This is a genomic window from Paracoccus seriniphilus (genome assembly GCF_028553745.1).
In the GTDB taxonomy this organism is placed as follows: Bacteria; Pseudomonadota; Alphaproteobacteria; order Rhodobacterales; family Rhodobacteraceae; genus Paracoccus; species Paracoccus seriniphilus.
Genome location: NZ_CP067132.1, coordinates 54,799 through 78,861, shown reverse-complemented (window position 1 = coordinate 78,861; position 24,063 = coordinate 54,799). Strand labels below are relative to the sequence as shown.

Sequence of the window (24,063 nt, the reverse complement as noted above, 5' to 3'; positions counted from 1 at the left end):
AAAGTTTCAAGGAATCGGATCACGGCGGAGACGATGCGTCACTCTCAGCAGCTTGAAATATGCGTCGACAGTGCCGACGGGCTATCCCTTGCGGTTGCCGGGGGTGCGGATCGGATCGAACTCTGCTCGGCGCTGGCGCTGGGGGGGCTGACTCCCTCCATGGGGCTGATGCGGCAGGCGGCACTTGCCCAGGTTCCCTGTCATGCGATGATCCGGCCCGCAGCCGGGGACTTTGTCCTGCGCGAGGGCGGGATGGAGGCGATGCTGGGCGATATTCTGGCGGCCAACGATGCGGGGCTGGCCGGGATCGTCATTGGCGTCATGTCGCCAGATCGCAAGCTGGATGCCGCGGCGCTGTCCGAACTGATCGCCGCAGCCGGGAACATGCAGGTTACCCTTCATCGCGCCTTCGACCTGTGCCGCGATCAATTTGCAGCCCTTGATCTTGCCATCGAGCTGGGCGTGGCGCGGGTTCTGACATCGGGGGGTGCCCCATCGGCCCCGGAAGGTGTCTCGCGCATCGCGGCGCTGTGCAATCACGCTGCGGGGCGCATCGAGGTCATGGCTGGTGGCGGGATTGGCGCAGAATCCGCCGGGCAGTTGCTGGGGGCAGGGGTCGATGCGCTGCATGCCTCTTGCAGCATCGCGGATGCGGAACAACAGGATTGTCGTGGCATCGGCATCGAGACGCGCCGCATCACATCCCCCGACAGGATCAGGGAACTGAAGAAAACCATGGCAGATTGGAGCGCGGCGAGATGAAGGTAGGGATTATCGGGCTGGGGGCGCGGATCGCGGCATTGCTGCCCGAATTTGCAGGCGCTGATCCGGATCTGCAATTTTCCGCGGTTGCCGATCCCTCGGATGCACGCATGTCGGCCTTTCCCGGCGCGATGCCCGCCCGATATGAGGATGCGTCCCGAATGCTGGCGGCAGGACCGTTCGACATGCTGATGATCGGATCGCCCAATCACCTGCATCTGGATCATCTGCGCCTCGCGCTGCAATCCGACACACCCTACATTTTTGTCGAGAAGCCGCTGGTCATCTCGGTCGAGCAATCGCTGGAACTGGCGCGGCTGATTGCCGAGCATGACGGAATGCGCCGCTTGATGGTGGGACTGGTGCTGCGCTATTCGCCGCTGTACCGCGCCTTGCAGCAGGCGCAGGCGGATGGTCATCTGGGCGAGATCATGTCGATCGAGGCCTCGGAGCATATCGCGCCCTATCACGGCAGTTTCTTCATGCGCGACTGGCGGCGCGACCGGGCACTGTCAGGCGGCTTCATGCTGGAAAAATGCTGCCACGACATCGATCTTTATCAAGGTGTGGTCGGCGCCCGTCCCAGCCATGTGGCCAGCTTCGGCGGACGCAAGAAATACCTGCCTCGGCATCGCCCCGCCGGCAACCCAGACTATCTGACGCGAATGAGCCCGCGCTGGGGTGGCACGGATGACGCCTTTTCCGGGCAGGGCGATATCGTCGACTACCAGACCGCGCTTGTGCAATATGAAAATGGCGCAACCATGGCCTTTCACACCAATCTGAACGTGCCGGACGAGTTCCGCCGCTTTGCCGTGATCGGGCGCGACGGCATGGCCGAGGGTGACTTCATCCGCAACAACTTTCGCGTGACCCTGTCGGACAGTGGCAAGACCATATGCGATCTTGCGTCTGTCACCGATGCCGAGACATCGAGCCAGGGGCATTACGGTGCCGATCGGGCGATGGTGCGCGATGTGGTGGCCTATATGCGGCACGAGCTTGCCCGCCTGCCGCTGAGCTGCCTGGATGCGCTGGAAGCCGGATTAACCGCCATGGCCATGGATCAGGCGATGGCCGAAACCCGCGTGGTCGATCTGTCACCGATCTGGGCGCAACTGGACGAGGCGCTGGCCGCAAGGGTGCCGGCATGACCCGGCGTTTCGACTTCTTTCCCTATCTTCTGCTGCTGCCGGCGCTGCTGCTGACCCTGACCATCGTGGCATGGCCGTTGTTCGAGACATTTCGACTGTCGCTGACCAATGCCTCGCTGCGTCCGGGCGAGGAATATATCGGCCTCAAGAATTATGTCGAAATCTTCGAGGATGATTTCTTCGAGGTCATCCGGCGCACCTTTGCATGGATGCTTGTCGGGGTCGCGCTGAAGCTGATCGTGGGCACGATCGGCGCGGTGCTGCTGAATGCCGCGCTGCCGGGGCGCAATCTGTTCCGGATCCTGATCATGCCGCCCTGGATCGTGCCGATCGCGATCGGGGTGTTCATGTGGTCATGGATGTATAACGGCCAGTTCGGGATGATCTCGGGCGTGGCCCAGAAGATCGGCCTGCTTTCGGGTCCCTTCGAGTTTCTTGCCCACAAGAATTCGGCCTTCCTTGCGACAATCGTGACAGATGTCTGGGTCGGCACGCCGCTGGTGGCCCTGTATCTTCTGGCAGCAATGCAATCGATCCCGCGTGAGCTGCATGAAGCCGCCTGGGTCGACGGGGCCAGCCGGTTCTACCGCTTTCGCCGGATCACCCTGCCGCTTCTGGCACCCTCGATCTTTACCATGGGGCTGCTCTCGGCCATCTGGACCTTCAACTCGTTCGATATCATCTGGATCCTGACCGAAGGCGGGCCGCGCGGCGCGACCACCACCATGATCATCGACACCTACAAGACCGCGATCAGCCGGTTCCGCTTTGGCGAGGGGTCAGCGCGCGCGGTGATGATCCTGCTGTGTCTCACGGCGTTTTCGGCCGTGAACCTGATGCTGATGGCCCGCGCTGGCCGCAAAGCCGGAGGCAAGTGATGATCGACAAATACAAATGGTGGGAAAAGCTGGGGCTTTACGCAGGAATCCTGGTCTTCCTGATCTTCATTCTTGCCCCCTTCGCCGAGGCCATCATGGTTTCGCTGCGTCCACTGGATGCCGTGTTCCGCGCGCCCTACCGATTCTATACGCCGGATATGACCTTTGATGCCTATATCGAGATGTGGAGCAGCGTGCCGAAATTGCCGCGCTATATCTTCAACTCGTTCTTCATGTCATGTGCGGTGACGCTGCTGGCGCTGCTGTGCATCATTCCGGCGGCCTATTCGGTGTCACGTTTCGAATATCGATTCCGTGATGGCATCCTGACCACATTCCTGGCGATCAACATGATCGGGGCAGCCGTGCTGATCGTGCCGCTTTACAAGCTGATGCTGACATTGGGACTGCTGAACACCTATTGGTCGATGATCATTCCCGGCGCGGCCTTTTCAGTGCCCACCGGCATCTTCCTGATGCGCAGCTACTTCCTGCGTATTCCCAGGGAACTGGAAGAGGCCGCCATCGTCGATGGTGCAGGGCGGCTGTATACCCTGTGGCGGGTGATCCTGCCGGTCGCCGCACCGGGCATCGTGGTGGTGTCGATCACGGTCTTCATCACCGCCTATGCGCAACAATTCCTGTTCGCGCTGACCTTCAATTCGATTGATGATTACCACCCGCTGGCCATGGGACTCTACCAGTTCTTTGGACGTGAGCAGGTGGTCTACAATCAGTTGATGGCTGCCAGCCTTGTGGGCATCCTGCCGGTGCTGCTGCTGTATATCTTTTTGCAACGATACATCGTCGCAGGCCTGACGGCCGGTGCGGTCAAGGAATAAATCACCCAACAAGGAGCAAGACATGAAAACCAGAACAATCCTTCTTGCCGGCGCGGCCATGGCCTGCATGGCACAGGGCGCAGCGGCACAGGAAGACCTGCATTTCATCAACTGCGGCAGCAATGATGCCGCCGAAGCGGCCGTGCAGGCAAAACATGTCGCGGCCTGGGAAGCGGAAAATCCCGAATTCAAGGTCAACATGGAATATGTCCCCTGGGGACAATGCCAGGAGAAGGCGATCACGCTGGCCTCGGCCGGATCGCCGGCAGCTCTGGCCTATCTGGGTAGCCGTGTCCTGCCGCAACTGGCGGATGCCGGGCTGATCGAACCGGTCGAGTTGAGCGAGGAAGAGGCCGCCAGCTATGAACCCTCGGTTCTTGGCACGATCAGCTTCAATGGCCAGTACTGGGGCGTGCCGCGGGCCTTTTCGACCCGGGCGCTGTTCTACAACAAGGATCTGTTCGAACAGGCCGGGCTGGATATGCCCGACGGGCCACAGACCTGGGATGACGTGATGACCGCCGCCAAGGCCATCACCGAAAAGACCGATGCACGCGGTCTGGGCATTGCCGCCGCCTCCTTCGACAATACCATGCACCAGTTCCTCAGCTGGCTGTACGCCAATGGCGGCGAGGTCATCAATTCCGATGGCGAGGTGGTGTTCAACAGCCCCGAGACCATCGAGACGCTGCAATTTTACGCCGATATGGTCCCCTATGCGCAGGAAGGCCCGGTCGCCTATGACCGTGGCAAGCTGGAACCGCTTTTCGCCGAGGGCAAGATCGCGATGATGCAGCAGAGCTTTGGCTTTCGTGCGCGCACAGGCGATGCGAATTACGGCGTGACCTGGGTGCCCACCGGTCCCAGCGGCGAGGGCCATTCGACCTTGCTGATCACTGACAGCCTTGCGGTTTTCTCCGGCTCGGGCGTGGAAGAGGCCGCGATGTCTCTGGCCAAATACCTGACCGCTACCGAGCGGCAGGCCGAATTTGACGATGTCGGTGGCTGGACGCCGGTGCGCGACACCGAACTGACGCGCGCCTTGCCAGAAAAAGACCCGAACTGGTCCTATTTCCTTGGCTCGGTTGCAGAAGGTGGTCCGGAGCCCCAGGTCGTCGACTACAACGCGCTGCAGGATGTCATGAATGAGAGCATTCAAGGTGTCATTCTGGGCGAACTGACCCCGCAGGAAGCCGCCGAGGAAGTGGCGGACGAACTGAACGATCTGATCGACTGAGCATGAACGTCGGAGCGGGGCGGCAGGAACCGCCCCGTCCATCCATCAGGAGAACACATGGGACAACTCAAGCTGACCGGCGTGACCAAGCGCTTTGGCACGGCAGATGTCATCAGGCCGACGGACCTGACGATCAATGAAGGCGAATTCGCGGTCTTTGTCGGCCCGTCGGGATGTGGCAAAAGCACGATGCTGCGCATGATCGCGGGGCTTGAAGAAGTGACCTCGGGAACGATCGAGATCGACGGCCAGGTCGTGAATGATCTGGCCCCGGTCAAAAGGGGCATCTCGATGGTGTTCCAGTCCTATGCGCTCTATCCGCATATGACCGTCTTCGAGAATATCGCCTTTCCCCTGCGCGTCGCCCGCATGTCCCAGGCCCGGGTCGAAGAACTGGTGCACAAGGCGGCGGACGTCCTGCAGTTGCGCGACCGGCTGGACCACCGTCCCGGTGCACTGTCCGGCGGGCAACGTCAGCGCGTGGCCATCGGACGCGCCATCGTGCGCGAGCCACAAATCTTCCTGTTTGACGAACCCCTGTCCAATCTGGATGCCGCGCTGCGTGCCGAAATGCGGGTCGAACTGTCGCGTCTGCATGGCAAACTGAAAAACACGATGATCTATGTCACCCATGATCAGGTCGAGGCGATGACCATGGCCGACAAGATCGTGGTGCTTCGCGCCGGTCGCATCGAACAGGTCGGATCGCCGCTGGAACTGTTCCACAAACCGCGCAACCAGTTCGTCGCCGGGTTCATCGGAAATCCCAACATGAACTTCCTGCCCGTGACCTGCGTGGCATGCGGTCCCGAAGGCGTTGCGGTGACATTGCCCGCCAGCGAACGAACCATGACCGTTCCGGTGCCGCCGGGATCCATACGGGCTGGCGATGCGCTGGTTCTGGGGCTGCGGCCCGACGACATGGCGCTTGGTCAGGGCCCGGCGCAGATATCCTTCATTCCCGAAGTCATTGAACGGCTGGGCAATCAATCGGTGATCTATGGCGCCACGCCGGATGGCACGTCGCTCTGCATGGTCGCGGATGGTGCCGCCAATATCCGTTCGGGTCAGACGGTAGCTGTCTCCTTCGAGCCATCGAAGGTGCATCTGTTCGATCAAGAAGGTAACGCATTGGAGCGTCAGGTCGATCTCGAGGTGCTTGCCGCGCTGAGTTGAGCACCCCGAGACCGCGAAGCTTTCACCCCGGATGTTGAGACCGGCCCTGACAACAGCTTGTCAGGACCGGTTCATGCGTCTTGATGCCTGCTGACACATGACAGAGATGCCAGTGCCCTGACTGTCGTGATCAACTTGAAACCGGTGGCTAGCTCCATTGATATGATCACCCAATAGAGTCATGTTCCATAATTCTGATTACAGGTTTAATCAGCAGAGCGCCGAGCAGGTTCACGAACGAAGTGCAAATTCCGTATCTAAACAGAGGTTTGCATGGAGATTTCTGAATGGGAAGCCACTACTCTCACCTGACATTCGAAGAGCGTCGCAAGATCGACCAATGACATGACGCGAAAATGCCTGTGCCGGAGATTGCCGATCGGCCGGGTCGCGCCGCTACCCGCCGATGCGCGCCAGTCGATCACTTTCGACCGCGGCACCGAGTTCTCGGCCTGGCGCAAGCTGAAGGACGGGAACCGCGCCGACAGCTGGTTTTGTGACCCCCAGGCGCCGTGGCAGAAAGGCACGGTCGAGAACACCAACAACAGGCTGCGAAGGTAGCTGCCCCGCTCGACCGAAGCGACGGCGCTGACAAATCGATATTTGAGGTCGATTTGCCACCGCCTCAATTCCACGCCGCGCATCGGCAGGGTTATCTCAACCTGACAGTCCGAAGGCGGACACGGATCAACCGGATTTGCTTGCGACGCGGGAGCTCCCTTTGCCACGGTCACCGGCGCGAACGACACAGGGCGAGAAGACCCAAGCTCGCCGTTTCGATACTGCCGCCGCCAGGTGGTCAGGAGCGACCGGCAAATGCCATGCCCCCGCGCTGTGGCTGCCGCTTGTCGGTGGCCGATAAGGCTCTCCTCCACAATGCGCAGTTTATCATCATCTGACCAATGCCGGCGGCGATCACCATCGGAAGCTGAAAGAATTTCGATTTGGGGGCGGTCAATAAAGTCGGACATAAGGCCGGACTTACCATCGGATCGATCCCGAGATCGGACGGCCGCCGCCGGAGCCTTACAAAGAGACGTCACGAAAAGCCGCCTTTCCCGATCTGTTCTTCCGCAACTGCCCCCTGCCCTGCTGCCGATTTCCGGGTGACCCGCCCGGCCTGATCACAGCAAGAGATGAAAACCGGATATCCTAACCCGCGTCGGTTCCCGCGCCCTTGTTCCTGTCGCTGACGATCCTTCCATCCTCAATCGTGACGATACGATCTGCCTGATCCAGAATGCGGTTGTCATGGGTCACCATCAGCGTCGTCGTCCCGCGCTCGCGGCCCAGCCTCTTTATCAGGGCCACCACGTTTGCGCCGGTTTCCTTGTCCAGCGCTGCGGTCGGCTCATCGGCGAATATCACATCCGGGTTGCCAACCAATGCCCGCGCAATCGCAACACGTTGTTTCTGCCCGCCTGACAGATTCGCAGGCAGGTAGTCCAGACGATCGCCCAGCCCGACAAGTTTCAACACATGGCTTGCGGCCTGTTCGGCCAGCGCGGCGGGAATCTTGCCATGCACCTCCAGCCCCATGATCACATTCTGCCGCGCGGTCAGGCTTTCATGCAGATTATGCGCCTGAAAGATGAAACCTAGCCTGCGTCGCAGGGCGATCAGCGTCGCATTCGTGGCGCCATGCAATTCATTCCCCAACAGACGAACCGAACCCTCCTGCACGTCGCGCAGACAGCCCAACAGGGTCAGAAGCGTTGTCTTGCCCGAGCCGGAAGGCCCCATCAGAACCGTGAGGCTGCCCCGCGCGACCGTCAGATCGATATCGAACAACGCCTGTTTGCGGGCCTCTCCGCTTCCGAACCAATGGTTCAGTCCCCGTGCAACGATGGGATCATCCATAGCGGCCACCATATCAGAACAGATCCGCCGGATCGGCCGCCGCAAGACGCCGCGTCGCCACCGCCCCCGACAGGGCACAGGCCAGCAGCGTGCCGACAAAGACCATCACTGCCATGGCAAGCGTCATCTGCAGCGGCAAGGTCGTCGCCGCCGCCATTCCGGCAAGGATCGCCGTCGCGACAATGATGCCGGGTACAAAGCCGAACACCGCAAGGATCAGCGCCTCTTCCAGAATGATCCCCAGAAAGAACATGTGATCATAGCCCATCGCCTTGAAGGTCGCATATTCGCGCATGTGATCGGATACATCGGTCGACAGCACCTGATAGACGATCACGATGCCCACCAGAACGCCGATGACCACGCCAAAACCGAAGATGATGCCGGTGGGGCGTTTGGTCTGTTGGTAGGACAGATCCTCTTGCCCTGCGGCGGCATAGCTGCGGATGCGCAATGTCTTGTCGGAAATCAACTCGCGCAAACGTGCGGCAACCACATCGGGATCCGTCCCCGGCGCAGTCTTGAGCAGGATGTGGTCGGGTGCCGAAGAACTGCGCGCCGGGAAGAGCGACAGAAATGTCTGGTCAGAGAGGATCATATAGCCGTCCCCGCCAAAGCCCCCGCCCCCGGCAAACGTGTCATAGAGCGTCAGCGTCTCGCCCGAGCTTTCGAAATCCAGCGGGGTTTGAGGGCGGATCGCGGCCGCGACCTCTTGCGGCAGGCCGCGGCTGAAGCGGTCGACCAGCGCAGCGCCCTGAAGCTGCAGGATGCCGATCTTCGCGGCAATCTCTGGCGCAAAATATTCGGGCAAGGTGGGGTCAAGACCATAGGTCGTCAGGCTGAGCGTCTTGTCCGAACGCTGCCAGGAGACATTGCCAATGAAAAGACCTGATCCGGAGATCACATCGGGATCGGCCAGTGCCTGCAGCAGCCATTGCCGCGCGACATTTCCGCCTTCGGTCATGGAATTCGCGTCCGGGGCCGAGATCATGATATCGGCGTCAAAGAAGCCATAGGGTTTCAGCGTCGCCGTCCCCATCGAGTTCATGATCCCCAGTTGAACGAAGACCAGAACGTTGGCGAAAGCCACCCCGGCCAGCGCCGCGGCAAAGCGCGGGCGGCTGTGGATCAGCTGCAACCAGCCAATCGGCAGTCTTCCCAACAGCGCTTGCAGAAAGCGTTTCATGGTTGGGATGCCGCGTCAGTGTCGATGCGCGCAATGACCTCCAGATTGGTAAATCGAGCGGCCAGACTGGATGATGCCTCGTCCAGCCTGACCATGACCCGGATCACCCGCGCATCGGTATTTGCCGCCACATCGTCTGACACCAGCCCCTGGCGGCCCACGGTCAATCCGACGAAACTGACCCGCCCCTGAAAGGTCTGCCCCAAGGCCGTTGCGACAAGCTCGACCGGCTGGCCGGGTTTCACCTGGATGATGCGGTCCTGATAGATCTCGACCTCGGCCATCATCTGATCGGTGTTCCCCATCTCCATGATGCCCTCGGATGGCGGGCGTTGACCGGGCGTGGCGTGGATCTCAAGGATCGTTCCCGACACGGGCGCCAGCACATCGGCGCGGTCCAGATCGCGCTGCGCCCGGATCAATTCAGCCTTCATTGCATCCAGATTGCGCGACGCAACCTGCACGTCAGGCTGTTGATCCACATCGACCGAGGCAAAACGCGCAAGCGTCGCCTGCGCCTTGGTGACCGCAAGTTGCGCCTGTTGTTCAGCGGCTGTCAGCGTATCAAGCGTGGCCCGGGTGGTCACGCCGCGCGCATGCAACTCGCGCGCGCGATCCAGCTCGAGCCGCGCTTCAGAGGCGGCGCTCAGCGCCTGATCCAGTGCGGCCTGAGCCTCGTTGCGGCTGTTCAGCACGGCGGCGCGGGTCTGCATCAGCGTTGCTTCATGGATGGCCACATTGGCCTCGGCCAGCAATACGGCGCTTTGCAGAACCTCGTAATTGTCCAGCCGCGCGACCGGGGTGCCCTTTTCCACCTTGTCGCCTTCACTCACGAAGATCTCGGCCACGCGGGCGTCGCCCGCCCCATAGGGGGCGGCGACGATCGAAACATCACCCAACGGCATCAGCCGGGCCAACCCCAGCACATCGGTCTTGCGCATCGTCTCGACCATGTCCCGGGGCAGTTCCATTTCCGGAGGCAGGGCAATCGGAGAGCTTGATCCCCCGCCGGGCTGCAATCCCGTCAGCGCATAGAATTTCTGCAAGCCCGGCGGCTGGAAATACATGCCGATCACGGCACCCGCGAACAACAACAGCGGGACCAGAAGAACCAGCAGATAGGCCTTGCGAAACCTTCGTCCTCCTGTCTTTCGCCCTTCCCCCTGAAGGGGAATTTCAAGCGGCAATCCCTGGGTGTTCTGGTCGCTCACTCGGACATCATTCCTTTCGCTGGCATTCGGCCACATCCTGCCCTGTCATCACGGAATCATGCATGTCGATGTCGCGTCACGAATGCTTTCCCCCACGAAACAGCGACTGCACGGTATAAACCAGAATGGCCGCACCGACCGCGCCCATCGCCGCTATCCCCAGCAGAACGATCACATCGATGGGTCCACCGATATCGCGCAGATGCGAATGCGTCATCGCCATGACAAAGACCACCGCAGCCACGGCACCGAATGGCATGGACAATTGTGCCAGCAGGAATTTTCGCATCGACATCGAGCGATCCCGGATCAGAACATACAGATAGGCAATTGTGACAAGAACCGCTGCGGCGACCATGATCCAGAACAAGGTCCGGCCAAAAATCTCCTCAAAAACGGCGATCATCGTTTCGGGTGTCAGTTGTTCCATGATGATCCCTCCTCAGGCCTTGCCGCGCAGCATGGCGTTATAGGTGGCCTTCAGCGCCACCTCTTTCATCAACCAGCTGATCCAAAGCTCTTCCAGCGGCGCGATCACACCGGGGAAGGACGGGGTCAGATTGTTGTGATAGTCGAATTCGACCAGCATCGCCCGACCGACCCGCGTGATCAACGGACATGAGGTATAGCCATCATAGATGGCGGTTCCCTCGCCCCCTTCGATGGCGGCAATCAGATGATCCTCGACCACCGGCACCTGCCATTTCACCGAGGCCGCCGTCTTGCCCTTGGGCACGCCGGCGACATCTCCCAGGGCAAATATCTCCGGGTAGCGCAAATGGCGCAGGTTCTGCATGTCGACCTCGACCCAGCCCTGATCGGTCCATTTGTTTGCCCAGCTCAGCCCCGACTGGCGCACGAAATCCGGGGCGCGTTGGGGTGGGATGACATGCAGATAGTCATATTCCATTTCGGTCTCGCCCTGCGGCGTGGCAAATCTGGCCAGCTTGCGCCCAGGGTCCACTGCCTTCAGAACATGGCTGTAATGTGGCGTGATCCCGCGATCCTGAAACAGCATGCGGACCTTTTCAGAAACGATGGGCACCCCGAACAACGTGTTGTCATGCGCGGCATAATGCATCTTGTGCTTGCCCGCCCCGGCGGTCCGGGTGGCGATATCCTCGATCAGAAAGGTATGTTTCAGCGGCGCGCCCGCGCATTTCATTTCGGTCGCCGGGCGGGTAAACACACCGACACCACCCTCTTCGCTGAATTTCGACGCCGCCTCCCATGTTCTGGCCGCGTAAAGCGGACCGGCATATAGCGCACCGATGCCGCCAGTGCCGACCAGATCCAGCGAGAACCCTTCGATCGCGTCATGGTCCAGAACCAGACCGGGGGCAACAACAAGGAAATCATAGGGGATCGTCTGACCATCCGTCAGATCGACGGTTCTTGCCAGGGGGTCTACCGCCGCGGCGGCCAGCGTGATCAGCCTGACACCCTCGGGCAACCAGTCGGCGGTCTGTGACTGCGTGTATGAGGCCGGTTTCAACCCCGCGGCCACCAGAGACAGCCCCGGCTGATACAGATGCTCGGCGCTGGGATCGAGAATGGTGATATCCGCGCCCTCCAGCCGCTCGACCAGCCGATTGGCCAATGATGTGCCCGCCGCCCCCGCGCCGATGATGACGATGCGCGCCTTTGTGGCGATCTTTTGGGCCTGTCCGGGACGGACCGCGGCGGCTGTCGCCAGCCCCCCGGCCACAAGTCCCATGAAGGATCTGCGGGACGTATTGAATTCTGGTTTGCCATTCATGGGAAATGCTCCTCGGCTTTCCACCGAACCTTGCGGCACGGTGCAGGAATAGCCCTGGCCGCAGCAACAAGAGGCTTGCTGAAACGGCAAGGCATTTGAAAACCTTGCGCTGTGGCGATCAAAAATCAAGCCTGCGCCTGAAACATGTCATGGTGAGATGGGATCGCAAGATGCGCCACCCCGCCCCATCGATCACGCGCTGACAGAAAGTCAGCCTAGGGCCAGAATCCGGTCAAATCCCTGCATGGATGCCCAATAACTGCACGTAAGGCCCAATTTTCGGTGTCATCTACACACGCATTAGTTGTAATGTTCCTGATATTTTTATCCCTTACGTTGATTACGCAAGTCCGACGGTGATGCATGATATCCACAGATACGAGAAGCCAAGCTGACCTTGTCCCGAGCATCACATGCGACGGAGAGTGCATTTATCCCAATGCAGCTACCTTGGTCCATCGATGTGCCTGCAAACAGGATGACCTTGGTCTTGCGGATACGGCCCATGAATTCTACAGCCTTTTTGATCGCCTCTGCTACGGGGTCATCTCCTGCGAGGGGATCCTGAGATCCGTCGATTGCCTGATCGGATGCGCACCATTGCCCGACGAAGTGTCCCGAGGCATGTTCAGATATGCGATTGATGTGGACCATCTGGCCGCAACCCGGATGAAGGAACTTCTTGCCGAGCGCCGCAAGGAATTCATCTGCATGACGCTTCATCTGGCACGGGATGGTTTCTATCCACCCCAACTCTGGGCGGACCATTTTCTGGCATCCAACGATATTGCCGATGACAGCCTCTTCAAAGGCCGTGACAACGCCAATCGGAATTCTCGCATATTGACAGGGGGCATGGGATATCGCTTTCAAGCAAGAGATTTTGCTCCGGAAGCGCGGGCTGTCAAAGGGTAGCCATGGGCGCACCCCCACATTGGCGGCAGGATTGGGGTGACATCACTTGTCGGCGTTGTGCCGATCCTGCTGCTTTCCATACCCGTCACCCGTGCGACCATGTCAAAGCCGCGCGGCAGGATTTTCGAGGGTATCCTGTCTTCGAAAGCACGCAGCGTTTTTCAGGAAAGCGACCTCCGGGCCTCAAAAGGGCTTGCACCGATACGATGTCACGGCCATTCAGGCAAATGTGACACATACAGATACAACATCGCCCTTGCTGGCACCGCTAGGATGGTCAGAGTTTTTCCGCGACCAGATCGCCCCGGACGAGAAAGGGTTGATGCCGGCGCGCGTGGCGACCGTGCATCGCGCCAAGTTGACGGCCCAAAGCGTTGTCGGCCCCTTGCGGCCAACCCTGCCGCCACAGGTCAAGACGACGGATTTTGCGGTCGGGGACTGGATTCTCATTGACCCCGAGACGCGGCTTCTGGTGCGCCGGCTGGACAGGCAGGCCTTGCTGCAGCGCCGGACAGAGGGCGCGCGTTTTCAGCAGTTGATCGCGGCGAATGTCGACACGCTGTTCATTGTCACCTCATGCAATGATGACTTCAATCCGGCCCGGCTTGAACGCTATCTGGCGCTCGCGAATGAGGCCGGAACCAAGCCGGTGATCGTGCTGACCAAGATAGACAAGACCGCAGACCCCCAGCCCTTTGCCGATCAGGCGGCTGCCCTGCAGCCCGGGCTGCAGGTGGTTCGGGTCAACGCCAGGTCGCCCGAGGCCGCGCAAGTTCTGGCCCCCTGGTGTGGAACCGGGCAGACCGTCGCGCTTGTCGGTTCTTCTGGCGTCGGAAAATCGACCCTGCTGAACACCCTGACCTCCAAGCAAGGCGATGAAGCCCAGCCGACAGGCAGCATACGCGAGGATGACGCCAAGGGCCGGCACACGACCACCTCACGCTCACTGCATCCGATCAAGGGTGGTGGATGGGTGATCGACACGCCGGGCATGCGCACCCTGCACATGAGCGACATCTCCAGCGGGCTGGACATGGTCTTTGCGGAAATCTCGGAACTGGCGCCCCATTGCCGCTTCAATGACTGCACCCATGACCATGAACCGGGCTGTGCGGTTCAGGCCGCCATTGCGGCGGAAACCGTGGATCCCGCGCGGCTGGAGCGCTGGCGCAAACTGGCCGACGAAAACCGCAGCAATACCCCGGTCGCAACAGGCCCGCGCGGCAACAAGATCATGAAGCCTGCCGGAAAGCGCCGCTGAATCGCCTGAATGTCGTGCGCGAGGCCCCTGCTTCGCGCAGCGTCGAAACCGGCAGCACAAGACTTAAAGGATCAGATCCGCGGGCAGTCGGTATTGCTGGATCAGCCGGGCATTCGGCATGTCATTGCCCTCGGCGCGGCGAATGGCCTGAGCGGGCGTAAGCCCGAATGACAGCCAGCGATCTATCAGCCGGGATTTCAGGATCTCGGGATCGACATCGACAAAGACAGAGAGATCCCAACAGTTCGCCAGATCACGCCAGACCGGCGCATCATACAGCAGGTAGTTGCCTTCAACGATTACCGTGCGGCAATCCGCGTCAAGATGGCCTGCCCCGGCAATGGAGAGATCAAGGCTGCGGTCAAAAATCGGATAAACCACATCAGTTTCTTTCTTCAATCTTTTGACAAGATGAAGAAAACCGCAAGAATCAAAACTGTCCGGAGATCCCTTTCGGTCCAGAATGCCACGCCTTTCAAGGATGGCATTGTCCAGATGAAAACCGTCCATTGGCACAACACGGGCGGCGCGGCCCATCCTATTCAGATGCGAGGCCAGACGTTCGGCCAGCGTGGACTTCCCGCTGGCGGGCGCACCTGCTATGGCGACGACATGCCGCCCGGACTGTTCATACAGATTGTCAAGATGATCGGACAGCTCTTTGATTGTGGACGATATATCTGACATTCTATGGACATTCACTCGAACCGTTACGCCCTTGCAGAGCTGTGAGCGCTGCGACTGAAGGGCGGGGTCAATCGACCTCGTGGTCAAAATAGCTGGCGTTGGTTGCAGAGATTTCGGCGATGGTGGAATCCAGTCGCGACAGATGATGCATCGCGGCCTTGACCGCCCTTTCGCTGTCGCCATCCTTGACCGCATCGGCAATGGCCTGGTGGTCCCGCAGCAATTGCGGCATCCGGTTCTCCTTGGACAATCCAAGCATGCACAACCGATCCACCTTGGCCTTTTCGGTCGAGATGATGTCAAAGGCGAATTCGGTTTGCGCGATCTGACACAGCCGGTGGTGAAACGCATAGTCCAGATTGCCGAAGGTCTCGAAATCACCTGCCTCCATGGCATTGCGCTGTTCCGCCAGGGCCTGATCCAGCAGCCGGGCATCCTCATCGGTGCAAAGCGCTGCGGCGCGGCGCAGCACTTCGGCCTCGACTGCGGCACGCACGAAACGCGATTTCCGGATTGCCTTGGCCGAAAAGCGTTTGACCTCGGTTGCGCGCTGAGGGCGGATCAGCAGCAGGTCAAGGTTGGACAGACGGCTGAATGCGTCGCGCACCGGCTGGCGCGACACGCCGAATTTGGCCGCGATCTCGGCTTCGGAAATCTTGTCTCCGGGGCGCAGGTTCAGCGTGACGATTTCTTCATGCAGATACTCGAAAATCTCGTCGACACTGGTTCGTCGCTCACCGGTCAGTTTCAGCTGCTCCATGCCATCATCCTCTAAAGTCGCGAACATATAGGCGCTTGGACTCAAGAATTCCAGCAAGCCAACCGCTGCCCCAGCCATAGCATGGAAGATGCAAGAAAGACTAGTATTCCAGTTCAATTACTAGTATACCAGTTTGACGAGGAGCGATTCGGGTGGGGTTCCATCCGGAGCACAGGGAAAAGGGAAGTCATATGAAACTGGGCGGCAAGACAGCGATTGTGACCGGTGGCGGTCGCGACATTGGGCGCGCCTGCGCCATTAGGTTGGCCCAAGAAGGCGCGAATGTCGTCATCAGCTATTTCGCCAGCAGCGATGGCGCCGATGCCACGGTTGCCCAGATCACCGAAGCGGGCGGCAATGCGATTGCCCTGCAGGCTGATCTGAGTGCGCAGGACGGTGTGGACGCGCTGGTCGGGGCCGCAGTGGAACGTTTCGGCAGCATCGAGATCCTGGTCAATAATTCGGGCGGCATGATCGCGCGCAAGACCATAGCGGAAATGCCATTGTCGCATTGGCAGGCGGTGATGGATCTGAACCTGACCAGCGTCTTCATGATGACCCAGGCGGTGCTGCCGCATATGAAAACCGGTGCCATCGTCAATCTGGCCAGCCAGGCAGGTCGCGACGGCGGTGGACCGGGATCGGTGGCCTATGCCACGTCGAAAGGCGCGGTCATGACCATGACGCGCGGGCTGGCCAAGGAGCTTGGCCCTGATATCCGCGTCAATGCGCTGTGCCCCGGCATGGTCGATACCGATTTTCACAACATCCACACCAAGGATGAAGCCAGAAGAGGCTTTGAGGCCTCGGCCCCGGTCAAGCGTCAGGGACGCCCTGAAGACATCGCCAATCTTGTCGCGTTCCTGGCCTCGGAAGAATCATCCTTCATGACCGGCGTGAATGTCGACATCAATGGCGGCGTCCTGTTCAGCTAGGACCTGCAAGGGGTGGAACCGGGAGGAGAGACCGGTTCCGCGACTGAATGCCGATGATCCGAACGGCAATCCGGGTGGCAGGACATATCAACAACGATCCGCCAAGGACATGTGCCCTGCCCCTTCCACAAATGGTGACGAATGCATTTCGCGCCAGCGACATGTTTCAGGGAGGAACATATGACAATCTTCAAATCGGCAAGGAATCTGACACGCGCGGCCACATTGGTCGGCCTTTGCATGGCGGGCACGACCGCAGTTTCGGCGCAGGAGATCACCCTTCGCGGTGCCAGCATGTTCGATGAACAGCATGCCTTTACCAAGACCATGGAAAAATTCGCCGAACTGGTCGATGAATATTATGACGGCGATGTGGTCTTTGACCTCCGCCTGAATGGCGAACTGGGTGTCGAAGCCGATTACGTCACATTCCTGCAGCAAGGTGTGGCGATCGATTATACGATCATGGCACCTTCGAACATGGCCACCTTTGCGCCCTCGATACCGTTGATGGACATGCCCTTCCTGTTTCGCGATCAGGACCACTGGGAAGCCACGCTGTCCAGCGATGTCCTGAAGCCGCTTGAAGATGAACTGCTCGAAAAGGCAGACATCATGGTGATCGGCTATACCGGCGGCGGCGTGCGCAATGTGATCTCGAAGGAGCCCATAGAGAATCTGGAACAGCTGGCAGGTTTCAAGATGCGTGTCATGGGTGCCCCGATACAGGCACAGATCTTCTCGGCGCTGACGGCAGCACCCTCGGCGATTGCCTACAACGAGGTCTATAACGCCATCCAGACCGGCGTGATCGCTGGGTTCGAAAACGAAGCGGCCAGCATCCAGAACCTCAAGTTCTACGAAGTCGCCCCCCATGTCACCCTGACCAAACATGCCATTACGGTGCGGCCCATCGTCATGAGCGGCAAGACCTTCCGCAAGCTGCCCGATCCGCTGCAACAGGCCGTTCTGAAGGCTGGCGTCGAAGCCGGTGCATTCGGACGCGAGCTGGAATCCCGCGAAGACGGGCAAAAGCTGCAGGAAATGGTCGATGCCGGCCAGCTGACCGTGCATGAATTTGCCAATCGCGAGCAACTGCTGGAGATGGTCGCACCGGTTCAGGACGCTTATGCCGCCGAGTTGGGCGCGACGGAACTGCTGGAAGCAATCCGCGCCAAGTAAGCCCCGGCCGGACAGCCCCCCTGTTCACGCAAATCCTCTGGACAGGGGACGGCTGCGGCCGGTGACTGGTCTGCTCCCCATATAAGGCGAAAGACGATGGAAAAGGCGATCGACACGTTTTGCAACTGTCTGAGAGTCACTTTGGGGGTGCTGGTTGCAGCCCTGGCAATCCCGGTCGGCATGCAGGTGATTGCGCGATATTCCGGTTTCCTGCCAGTCTATCTGTGGACCGAAGAGCTTGCGACCTTCATCTTTGTCTGGATCGTGATGATCGGCTCGATGGTCGCGGTCTGGGATGGCACGCATTTTGATGTGCAGGTTCTGCCCGATGCCACCAGCCCCTTGGGCATATTGCTGCAAAAGGGTGTGGTTCTGGTCCTGATCATTGCCTTCGCACTGGTCTTTGCCTGGTATGGCATCGAATACGCAAAATTCGGAGCGCTGCAGCATTCCACCATGATGCGCGCCAACAAGCTGGTAACCTTTGTTTCCGTTCCGCTGGCCGGGGCGGTCTGGGCCGTCTTTGCACTGGTACGGCTGAAACAGGTCATCGGCGTCTACCGCGACAGCACCAAGGTGACATCATGATCGTTTCAACCGCGCTGGCCTGCGCCATTCTGGTGGGCAGCTTCATCTTTCTGGTGCTGATCCGGGTGCCGGTTGCCTTTGCCCTGGGCATCGCAACGGTTCCTCTGGTCGTGATGGACCTGCGGCTGACGCCCTTCATCGTCCTGGACCGGATGTTCCAATCCTACAATTCCTTCATCCTGCTGGCCGTTCCCTTCTTTCTGCTGGCCGCGAACCTGATGAATTCGGGCAAGATCACCGATCGGCTGATTCAGCTGGCGCGCGTTCTGACCGGCTGGATGCCGGGCGGGCTGGGCCATGTGAATGTCGCCGTCTCGATGCTGTTTGCCGGTATTTCCGGGTCCTCGACCGCAGATGCGGCGGGCTGTGGAAAGATCCTGATCCCGGCCATGGTCAAGGAAGGCTATGACCGGCGTTTCGCGATTGCCCTGACAGCCTGCTCATCCGTGATGGGGGTCATCATTCCGCCCAGCATCCTGATGGTCGTCTGGGGAGGCGTCATGCAGGTTTCGGTCGGCGCCTTGTTCCTGGCCGGCGCAATTCCGGGACTGATGATCGGACTGGCACTGATGTGCACGGTCTATGGCTATGCCAGGGTCTATGACTATCCCACCGAGGGCCGCCCGACCCTGCTGGACCTGTGGCAGGCGATCCGCGGCTCGTTTCTGGCGCTGTTGACCCCGGTTCTTGTGGTTGGCGGCATCGTCGGCGGCATCGTGACCCCGACCGAAAGCGCCATCATCGCCGCCGCCTATGCGCTGTTTCTGGGCATGTTCGTCTATCGCACCGTAAGCATCCGCGATCTGGGGCATGTCTTTTACGACACGGGGCGCTTTGCCGCGATTTCGCTGTTTGCCATCGGTACAGCGTCGGCCTTTGGCTGGATGCTGGCCTTTTTCCAGGTGCCTCGCCTGATTGTCGGCTTCATGACGGCGATGGAGTTCGGCAGCTTTGGCACCGCGCTGGTGATTGCCGCGCTGTTCCTGTTCTTCGGCCTGTTCATCGATGCCATTCCGACGATCATCATTCTGGGCACAGTCCTGCTGCCGGTCGCCAATGCCGCGGACATCCACCCTGTCGTCTTTGCAATCATCGGGATCATCTCGCTGGCCTTCGGACTGGTCACGCCACCCTATGGCTTATGCCTGCTGATATCGGCAGCCATCGGGGGCATGAATGTCGTGCAGGTCATGCGGGATGTGGTCATCATTCTGGTGCCCATGCTGCTGATCCTCATCCTGGTCATCGTCTTCCCGGATCTGGCCCTGTGGCTGCCCCGGACATTGATGCCCGGCACTTTCCCGTAAACCTGAAGGAGGTCTGACACCGACATGACATCCGGAATCCGGCCCGGACAACAGAGATCCTGACAGACGAATCCTGCGGTTGCGCCACAACAGGAAGGCGCGCAGCCGTCGGCCACCGGGACGGCGACAGCTTGACAGCCGAAACCCGCTCTGCCAGATGTTCACGTGAACTATTGGCATTTCTGGTCCTGCCAAACAGAAATTCGCAGGACGCAAATCAAGACAGACTGAATCAAAATGGGGGGAACCAACATGATCAGACTTGCAACCGGACTCGCCGCCGCGCTCTCTGCCGGGGTGCTGGCCGCAGCGCCTGCGATGGCCGAATATCCTGATCGGCCGATCCAGTTCATCGTGCCATGGGGTGCCGGGGGAGGCACCGACGCCGTGGCGCGGATTCTGGCATCGGTGATGCAGGAAGACCTTGGACAACCCGTCAATGTCGTCAACCGGACCGGTGGTTCGGGCGTTGTCGGCCATTCCGCGATCGCCACGGCCGATCCCGATGGCTACACTATCGGTCTTGGCACCGTCGAGGTCACCATGATGCATTGGCAGGGCCTGACCGATCTGACCTACAAGGATTACGATGTCATCGCATTGGTGAACCAGGACGCCGCCGGGGTCATGGTGCCGACCGACAGCGACTATACCACCATCGAGGAACTGAACGCCGCGATTTCCGCAGCCGAACCCGGCACGCTCTCTGCTTCGGGCACCGGCCAGGGCGGCATCTGGCATGTTGCCATGGCGGGCTGGACGATGGCATTGGGCAAGGGGGCCGATCACGTCAAATGGGTTCCCAGCGAAGGTTCGGCCTCGGCCATCACCGAGATGGTGGCGGGCAGCCTGGACTTTGTGACCGCCTCGCTGCCCGAAGGCAGTTCGATGATCGACGCCGGGCGTATCAAGCCCCTGGCGAGCATGGGCGATGAACGCAATCCCGCCTATCCTGACGTTCCGACGCTGAAGGAATCCGGCGTTGACTGGACGCTGAGTTCATGGCGTGGCGTTATGGCGCCCAAGGGTCTGCCCGATGATGTGCGCGCGCGCCTGACCGAAGCCGTGGAAACCGCCTTCAATTCAGACGAATATCAGGACTTCATGAAGGAACGCGGATTGGGCGCGACCTGGTTGGGCAGCGATGATGCCGTGGCCTTCATCGCGCAGTCCGACGAGGACTTTGGCAAGATCCTCGAAGCCGCAGGTCTTGCAAAATGACCGCCCGCCGGCGGCAGGATTGTCGCCGGCACCCCTTTCCAGCCGCGATATGTGATACCCATGAAAATCAACAGGCTAGCGATTGCGCTGATGGTCATGCTTGGCGGGGTGGCGCTGATCATTTCCTCCCATGACTACCCTGCCCTGCCCGGGCAGAAATATGGCGCCGGCACCATGCCCTTCCTGATCGGCATGATGGGTCTGCTGCTGGGGCTGGCGCTGTTCGTGCAGTCATGGGCCATTCGTGGCGGCAGCCTGTTTCAATTGATCGTGCCGCCCACGGGCCGTGCTGGCTGGGGGGCGCTTGCCTCGCTGCTTGGCGTGGTGGCCTATATCCTGCTGGCCGACCGGCTGGGCTTTGTGCCTGTTGCCGTGATCTTGCTGTTCATCCTGATGTGGCTGGGCAGGGTTGCGCCCGTGATCGCGCTGATCATTTCGGTTCTGGCCTCTCTGCTGATCTATGTGGTCTTCAGCCGCTTCTTGCTGGTGCCCCTGCCGATCGGTCCGGTCGAGACACTGATCTGGCACATCATTCCGCGCTGACAAGGAAGAGGATCCGACATGCTTTTCGAAGCGCTTGGCATCGTAATGCGCCCCGACGTCCTGCTGGCGGTTCTGGGCGCCGGTTTTTTCGGCATGTTCATCGGGGCCATTCCCGGTCTGACGGCCTCGATGGCGACCGCGCTGCTGGTGCCGGTCACATTCTTCATGGATCCCGTTCCCGCCGTGGCCTCTATCGTGGCAGCGACGGGCATGGCGATATTTGCGGGGGATATTGCCGGAACTCTGATGCGGATGCCGGGCACCCCGGCCTCGGCCGCCTATGTCGAGGATAGCTATGCGTTGAACCGGCGCGGCAAGGCCAATGAAGCTCTTGGCGCCTGTCTGGTGTTTTCGGCGATTGGCGGCATCCTGGGCACGATCGTGCTGAGCCTGATGGCCCCGCAACTGGCCGAAGTGGCACTGAAGTTTTCCTCTTTCGAATATTTCTGGCTGGTGCTTCTGGGCCTGTCCAGCGCAGTCTTTGTTTCATCCAGCCAACCATTGCTGGGGCTGGTGTCCCTGTTCATCGGGCTGGCCGTTTCGATGGTGGGCCAGAACAACCCCACCGGTGCCGCGCGCTATACCTTTGGTTCGGTCGAACTTCTGGCCGGGGTGCAATTCGTGCCGGCCATGATCGGGATCTTTGCCGTGGCCGAGATCATCAGATCCTATACCAAGCCCGCCGCACAATCGCGCCAGGTCCGGGTCAGCGGCCCGATATTCCTGTCTCAGATCAGCAACCTGATGAAATACCCGCTTCAGGCGCTGCGTGGCGCATCACTTGGCACCGTGATCGGGGCCTTGCCCGGGGCGGGCGCGGATATCGCTGCCTGGGTGTCCTATGCGATCTCCAAGAAATTCTCGCGTGAGCCGGAAAAATTCGGAACCGGCCATCCCGAAGGCCTGGTCGAGGCCGGAGCCTCGAACAACGCTGCCGTGTCCGGGGCCTGGATCCCCGCGCTGGTGTTCGGCATTCCCGGCGACACGATCACCGCAATCGTCATCGGGGTGATGTTCGTCAAGGGGCTCAATCCCGGCCCGATGATCTTCCTCCATCAACCAGAGATGGTCTATGCCATCTTCATGATTTTCGTGCTGGCCAATCTGCTGATGCTGCCCATCGGCTGGCTGGCCATTCACGCTGCCGGATTCCTGCTGTCCTCGCCAACCCGCATTCTGATGCCGATCATTCTGCTGTTCTGCATCGTCGGATCCTATTCGATCAACAATTCCGTCATGGGCGTGGGAATCATGCTGGCCTTCGGCATTGCCGGCTACATCATGGAGGAGAACGAGATCCCGCTGGCACCGGCGATCCTGGGGCTGGTTCTGGGACCAATGGTGGAAAAGCACTTCGTGACCTCGATGATCAAGGCCGATGGAAATCTGCTGGCTTTCTTTGAACGCCCGATTGCGGCGGTTCTGGGCGTTCTGACCGTCGCGACATTCCTTTATCCGCTGATCCGCATGGTCATGGCGCGTCGGGCCTATGCCCGTGGCAAGCCTCGATCGACGAATTCGGCACCAAAGTTGAAATAGGCCTCATCGGCGGGATCGGGATCGGTCAACACTGCAAGGGTCTGATGGGCCAGACGGTCCACGGGAACGCGGATCGTCGACAGCCCGCCATTGATCCAGGTATAGAAGGACGGATCACCATAGCCGACAAAGGCGGTCTGGCTGCGCTGCGCCTCGGGCAACTCCATGAAGGCATTCAGCGCACCATTCGAAATTTCGAACCCGCCGCAAAGGATCGCCGTGGCACCCTCGGATGCGAAAAGCTGTCGTGCGTGATCGCGCCCCATGGCAAAGGATGGCGCGCCAGTGTGCATATGTTCTGATGTCACCGGTATACCTGCCGTTGCCAGACCCTGCTGGAAGGCCGCAAGACGATTGCGCCCCGAGGACAGACCGGCATCTGCGCCGATATATCCGATCGAGCGATGCCCCAGCTGAGCCAGACGCACGACCGCCTGCGCAATGGCATCCCTGTCATTCACCAGCACTGCAGCGGCCTGCCGGATCGAGGGGCGCTGCCGGATCAGTTGCACCACCTTCATCGCACGCAGATGCGCGGCACCCAGGTCACCGCCCCCGGGCGAAGGCACCATGACCACGGCCATGGCCTGCACCTCACGCAGGCGGGCGATGGCCCGATCTTCGGCCTGCGGATCGTCATTGGTCAGATGGATGATCAGATGCAGCCCGTTCTGACCGCAAGCCGTGGCCAGCGTATTGGCAAAGCGCGCGTAGAATTCATTGACAATATTGGGCAGCAACAACCCGACAATCCGCGTCGTATCGCCGCGCATGGCGCTGGCCGCCGCGCTTTTGACATAGCCCAGTTCATTGGCGCGGGCCAGAATCGCATCACGGGTTGCCTTGCTGACATTGGGATTGTTCGACAGTGCCCGGGACACCGTCATATGTGAAATTCCAAGATCCTGGGCGATCGATTTGATCGTGATGCGTTTTGCCACGGCATGTTCTCCCGCTTTTGCTTGGCCTGCCTGTGCGTCGCCCTGTTTGCAGTTGCAAGCCCATCGCGGCCCTGCCGCATGATTTTTACAAGTAAAGCGTTGACAGCCACTTTGCGCAA

Annotated in this window: 23 protein-coding genes and 2 pseudogenes; 16 read left to right on the top strand and 9 right to left on the bottom strand. The window is 60.2% G+C overall.

Features of this window, described 5'->3' with window-relative positions:
* Nucleotides 1-33: 33 nt before the first annotated feature.
* The 7 genes and pseudogenes from JHW44_RS18835 to JHW44_RS18805 form a co-directional block, all read left to right on the top strand.
* Nucleotides 34-762, top strand: coding sequence for a copper homeostasis protein CutC (locus JHW44_RS18835; protein WP_089344048.1), 729 nt, complete (start codon nucleotides 34-36; stop codon nucleotides 760-762).
* Nucleotides 759-1,916: a Gfo/Idh/MocA family protein gene (locus JHW44_RS18830; protein WP_089344187.1), complete on the top strand. Its 1,158-nt coding sequence runs from the start codon at nucleotides 759-761 to the stop codon at nucleotides 1,914-1,916. Before JHW44_RS18835 ends, JHW44_RS18830 begins: the two co-directional genes overlap by 4 nt.
* The gene (locus JHW44_RS18825) at nucleotides 1,913-2,794 is read left to right on the top strand and encodes a carbohydrate ABC transporter permease (protein ID WP_089344047.1); all 882 of its coding nucleotides are present in this window, start codon (nucleotides 1,913-1,915) and stop codon (nucleotides 2,792-2,794) included. The genes JHW44_RS18830 and JHW44_RS18825 overlap by 4 nt, the downstream gene beginning before the upstream one ends.
* A complete protein-coding gene (locus JHW44_RS18820; RefSeq protein WP_089344046.1) occupies nucleotides 2,794-3,636 on the top strand; it encodes a carbohydrate ABC transporter permease in 843 nt (280 codons plus the stop codon). Before JHW44_RS18825 ends, JHW44_RS18820 begins: the two co-directional genes overlap by 1 nt.
* 22 nt (nucleotides 3,637-3,658) lie before the next feature.
* Nucleotides 3,659-4,873, top strand: coding sequence for an ABC transporter substrate-binding protein (locus JHW44_RS18815; protein WP_089344045.1), 1,215 nt, complete (start codon nucleotides 3,659-3,661; stop codon nucleotides 4,871-4,873).
* A 57-nt stretch (nucleotides 4,874-4,930) separates the two neighbouring features.
* On the top strand, nucleotides 4,931-6,049 hold the full coding sequence (locus JHW44_RS18810) for an ABC transporter ATP-binding protein (protein ID WP_089344044.1): 1,119 nt from the start codon (nucleotides 4,931-4,933) through the stop codon (nucleotides 6,047-6,049).
* A 378-nt stretch (nucleotides 6,050-6,427) separates the two neighbouring features.
* A pseudogene (locus JHW44_RS18805) lies at nucleotides 6,428-6,715 on the top strand (IS30 family transposase); the annotation flags it as partial.
* A gap of 20 nt (nucleotides 6,716-6,735) precedes the next feature.
* Here the strand turns inward: JHW44_RS18805 and tnpA are convergent.
* From tnpA to JHW44_RS18775, 6 genes and pseudogenes are all read right to left on the bottom strand, one after another.
* Nucleotides 6,736-7,020, bottom strand: a pseudogene (tnpA, locus tag JHW44_RS20505) (IS66-like element accessory protein TnpA); the annotation flags it as partial.
* A gap of 181 nt (nucleotides 7,021-7,201) precedes the next feature.
* Nucleotides 7,202-7,909 carry an ATP-binding cassette domain-containing protein gene (locus JHW44_RS18795; RefSeq protein WP_089344186.1) on the bottom strand — a complete coding sequence of 236 codons (708 nt, stop codon included), beginning with the start codon at nucleotides 7,907-7,909 and terminating at the stop codon, nucleotides 7,202-7,204.
* 13 nt (nucleotides 7,910-7,922) lie between these two features.
* The gene (locus JHW44_RS18790) at nucleotides 7,923-9,095 is read right to left on the bottom strand and encodes an FtsX-like permease family protein (protein WP_089344043.1); all 1,173 of its coding nucleotides are present in this window, start codon (nucleotides 9,093-9,095) and stop codon (nucleotides 7,923-7,925) included.
* Nucleotides 9,092-10,306 (bottom strand): HlyD family efflux transporter periplasmic adaptor subunit, encoded by a 1,215-nt coding sequence (locus JHW44_RS18785; RefSeq protein ID WP_179217688.1) that lies wholly within the window; start codon nucleotides 10,304-10,306, stop codon nucleotides 9,092-9,094. The genes JHW44_RS18790 and JHW44_RS18785 overlap by 4 nt, the downstream gene beginning before the upstream one ends.
* 76 nt (nucleotides 10,307-10,382) lie before the next feature.
* Entirely contained in the window at nucleotides 10,383-10,736 is a 354-nt protein-coding gene (locus JHW44_RS18780) for a DUF5368 domain-containing protein (RefSeq protein WP_089344041.1), read from the bottom strand.
* 12 nt (nucleotides 10,737-10,748) lie between these two features.
* Nucleotides 10,749-12,065 (bottom strand): NAD(P)/FAD-dependent oxidoreductase, encoded by a 1,317-nt coding sequence (locus tag JHW44_RS18775; RefSeq protein WP_089344040.1) that lies wholly within the window; start codon nucleotides 12,063-12,065, stop codon nucleotides 10,749-10,751.
* Nucleotides 12,066-12,689: 624 nt separating this feature from the next.
* On the opposite strand from JHW44_RS18775, the gene JHW44_RS18770 reads away from it, so the two are divergent.
* Together JHW44_RS18770 and rsgA are read left to right on the top strand one after the other, a co-directional pair.
* Entirely contained in the window at nucleotides 12,690-12,980 is a 291-nt protein-coding gene (locus JHW44_RS18770; protein WP_272850370.1) for a hypothetical protein, read from the top strand.
* 229 nt (nucleotides 12,981-13,209) lie between these two features.
* The gene (gene rsgA, locus JHW44_RS18765; protein WP_245847020.1) at nucleotides 13,210-14,241 is read left to right on the top strand and encodes a ribosome small subunit-dependent GTPase A; all 1,032 of its coding nucleotides are present in this window, start codon (nucleotides 13,210-13,212) and stop codon (nucleotides 14,239-14,241) included.
* 63 nt (nucleotides 14,242-14,304) lie between these two features.
* Here rsgA and JHW44_RS18760 read toward each other — a convergent pair whose 3' ends face one another.
* Together JHW44_RS18760 and JHW44_RS18755 are read right to left on the bottom strand one after the other, a co-directional pair.
* Nucleotides 14,305-14,928 (bottom strand): nucleoside triphosphate hydrolase, encoded by a 624-nt coding sequence (locus JHW44_RS18760; protein ID WP_089344037.1) that lies wholly within the window; start codon nucleotides 14,926-14,928, stop codon nucleotides 14,305-14,307.
* A 67-nt stretch (nucleotides 14,929-14,995) separates the two neighbouring features.
* Nucleotides 14,996-15,688 (bottom strand): GntR family transcriptional regulator, encoded by a 693-nt coding sequence (locus tag JHW44_RS18755; RefSeq protein ID WP_089344036.1) that lies wholly within the window; start codon nucleotides 15,686-15,688, stop codon nucleotides 14,996-14,998.
* Between the two features lie 191 nt (nucleotides 15,689-15,879).
* Here JHW44_RS18755 and JHW44_RS18750 point away from each other — a divergent pair, with 191 nt between their 5' ends.
* From JHW44_RS18750 to JHW44_RS18720, 7 genes are all read left to right on the top strand, one after another.
* Nucleotides 15,880-16,623 (top strand): SDR family NAD(P)-dependent oxidoreductase, encoded by a 744-nt coding sequence (locus JHW44_RS18750; RefSeq protein ID WP_089344035.1) that lies wholly within the window; start codon nucleotides 15,880-15,882, stop codon nucleotides 16,621-16,623.
* Between the two features lie 180 nt (nucleotides 16,624-16,803).
* Entirely contained in the window at nucleotides 16,804-17,805 is a 1,002-nt protein-coding gene (locus tag JHW44_RS18745; RefSeq protein ID WP_089344185.1) for a TRAP transporter substrate-binding protein, read from the top strand.
* 96 nt (nucleotides 17,806-17,901) lie between these two features.
* A complete protein-coding gene (locus tag JHW44_RS18740) occupies nucleotides 17,902-18,393 on the top strand; it encodes a TRAP transporter small permease (RefSeq protein WP_089344034.1) in 492 nt (163 codons plus the stop codon).
* Entirely contained in the window at nucleotides 18,390-19,700 is a 1,311-nt protein-coding gene (locus tag JHW44_RS18735; RefSeq protein ID WP_089344033.1) for a TRAP transporter large permease, read from the top strand. The genes JHW44_RS18740 and JHW44_RS18735 overlap by 4 nt, the downstream gene beginning before the upstream one ends.
* A gap of 252 nt (nucleotides 19,701-19,952) precedes the next feature.
* Nucleotides 19,953-20,921 carry a Bug family tripartite tricarboxylate transporter substrate binding protein gene (locus JHW44_RS18730; protein ID WP_089344184.1) on the top strand — a complete coding sequence of 323 codons (969 nt, stop codon included), beginning with the start codon at nucleotides 19,953-19,955 and terminating at the stop codon, nucleotides 20,919-20,921.
* 60 nt (nucleotides 20,922-20,981) lie between these two features.
* Nucleotides 20,982-21,464, top strand: a complete 483-nt coding sequence (locus JHW44_RS18725; protein WP_143811448.1) for a tripartite tricarboxylate transporter TctB family protein — start codon at nucleotides 20,982-20,984, stop codon at nucleotides 21,462-21,464.
* 18 nt (nucleotides 21,465-21,482) lie between these two features.
* Nucleotides 21,483-23,003, top strand: coding sequence for a tripartite tricarboxylate transporter permease (locus JHW44_RS18720; RefSeq protein WP_089344031.1), 1,521 nt, complete (start codon nucleotides 21,483-21,485; stop codon nucleotides 23,001-23,003).
* Here JHW44_RS18720 and JHW44_RS18715 read toward each other — a convergent pair.
* Nucleotides 22,952-23,944 carry a LacI family DNA-binding transcriptional regulator gene (locus JHW44_RS18715; RefSeq protein ID WP_089344030.1) on the bottom strand — a complete coding sequence of 331 codons (993 nt, stop codon included), beginning with the start codon at nucleotides 23,942-23,944 and terminating at the stop codon, nucleotides 22,952-22,954. The two genes, JHW44_RS18720 and JHW44_RS18715, sit on opposite strands and share 52 nt — an antisense overlap.
* Nucleotides 23,945-24,063 lie beyond the last annotated feature (119 nt).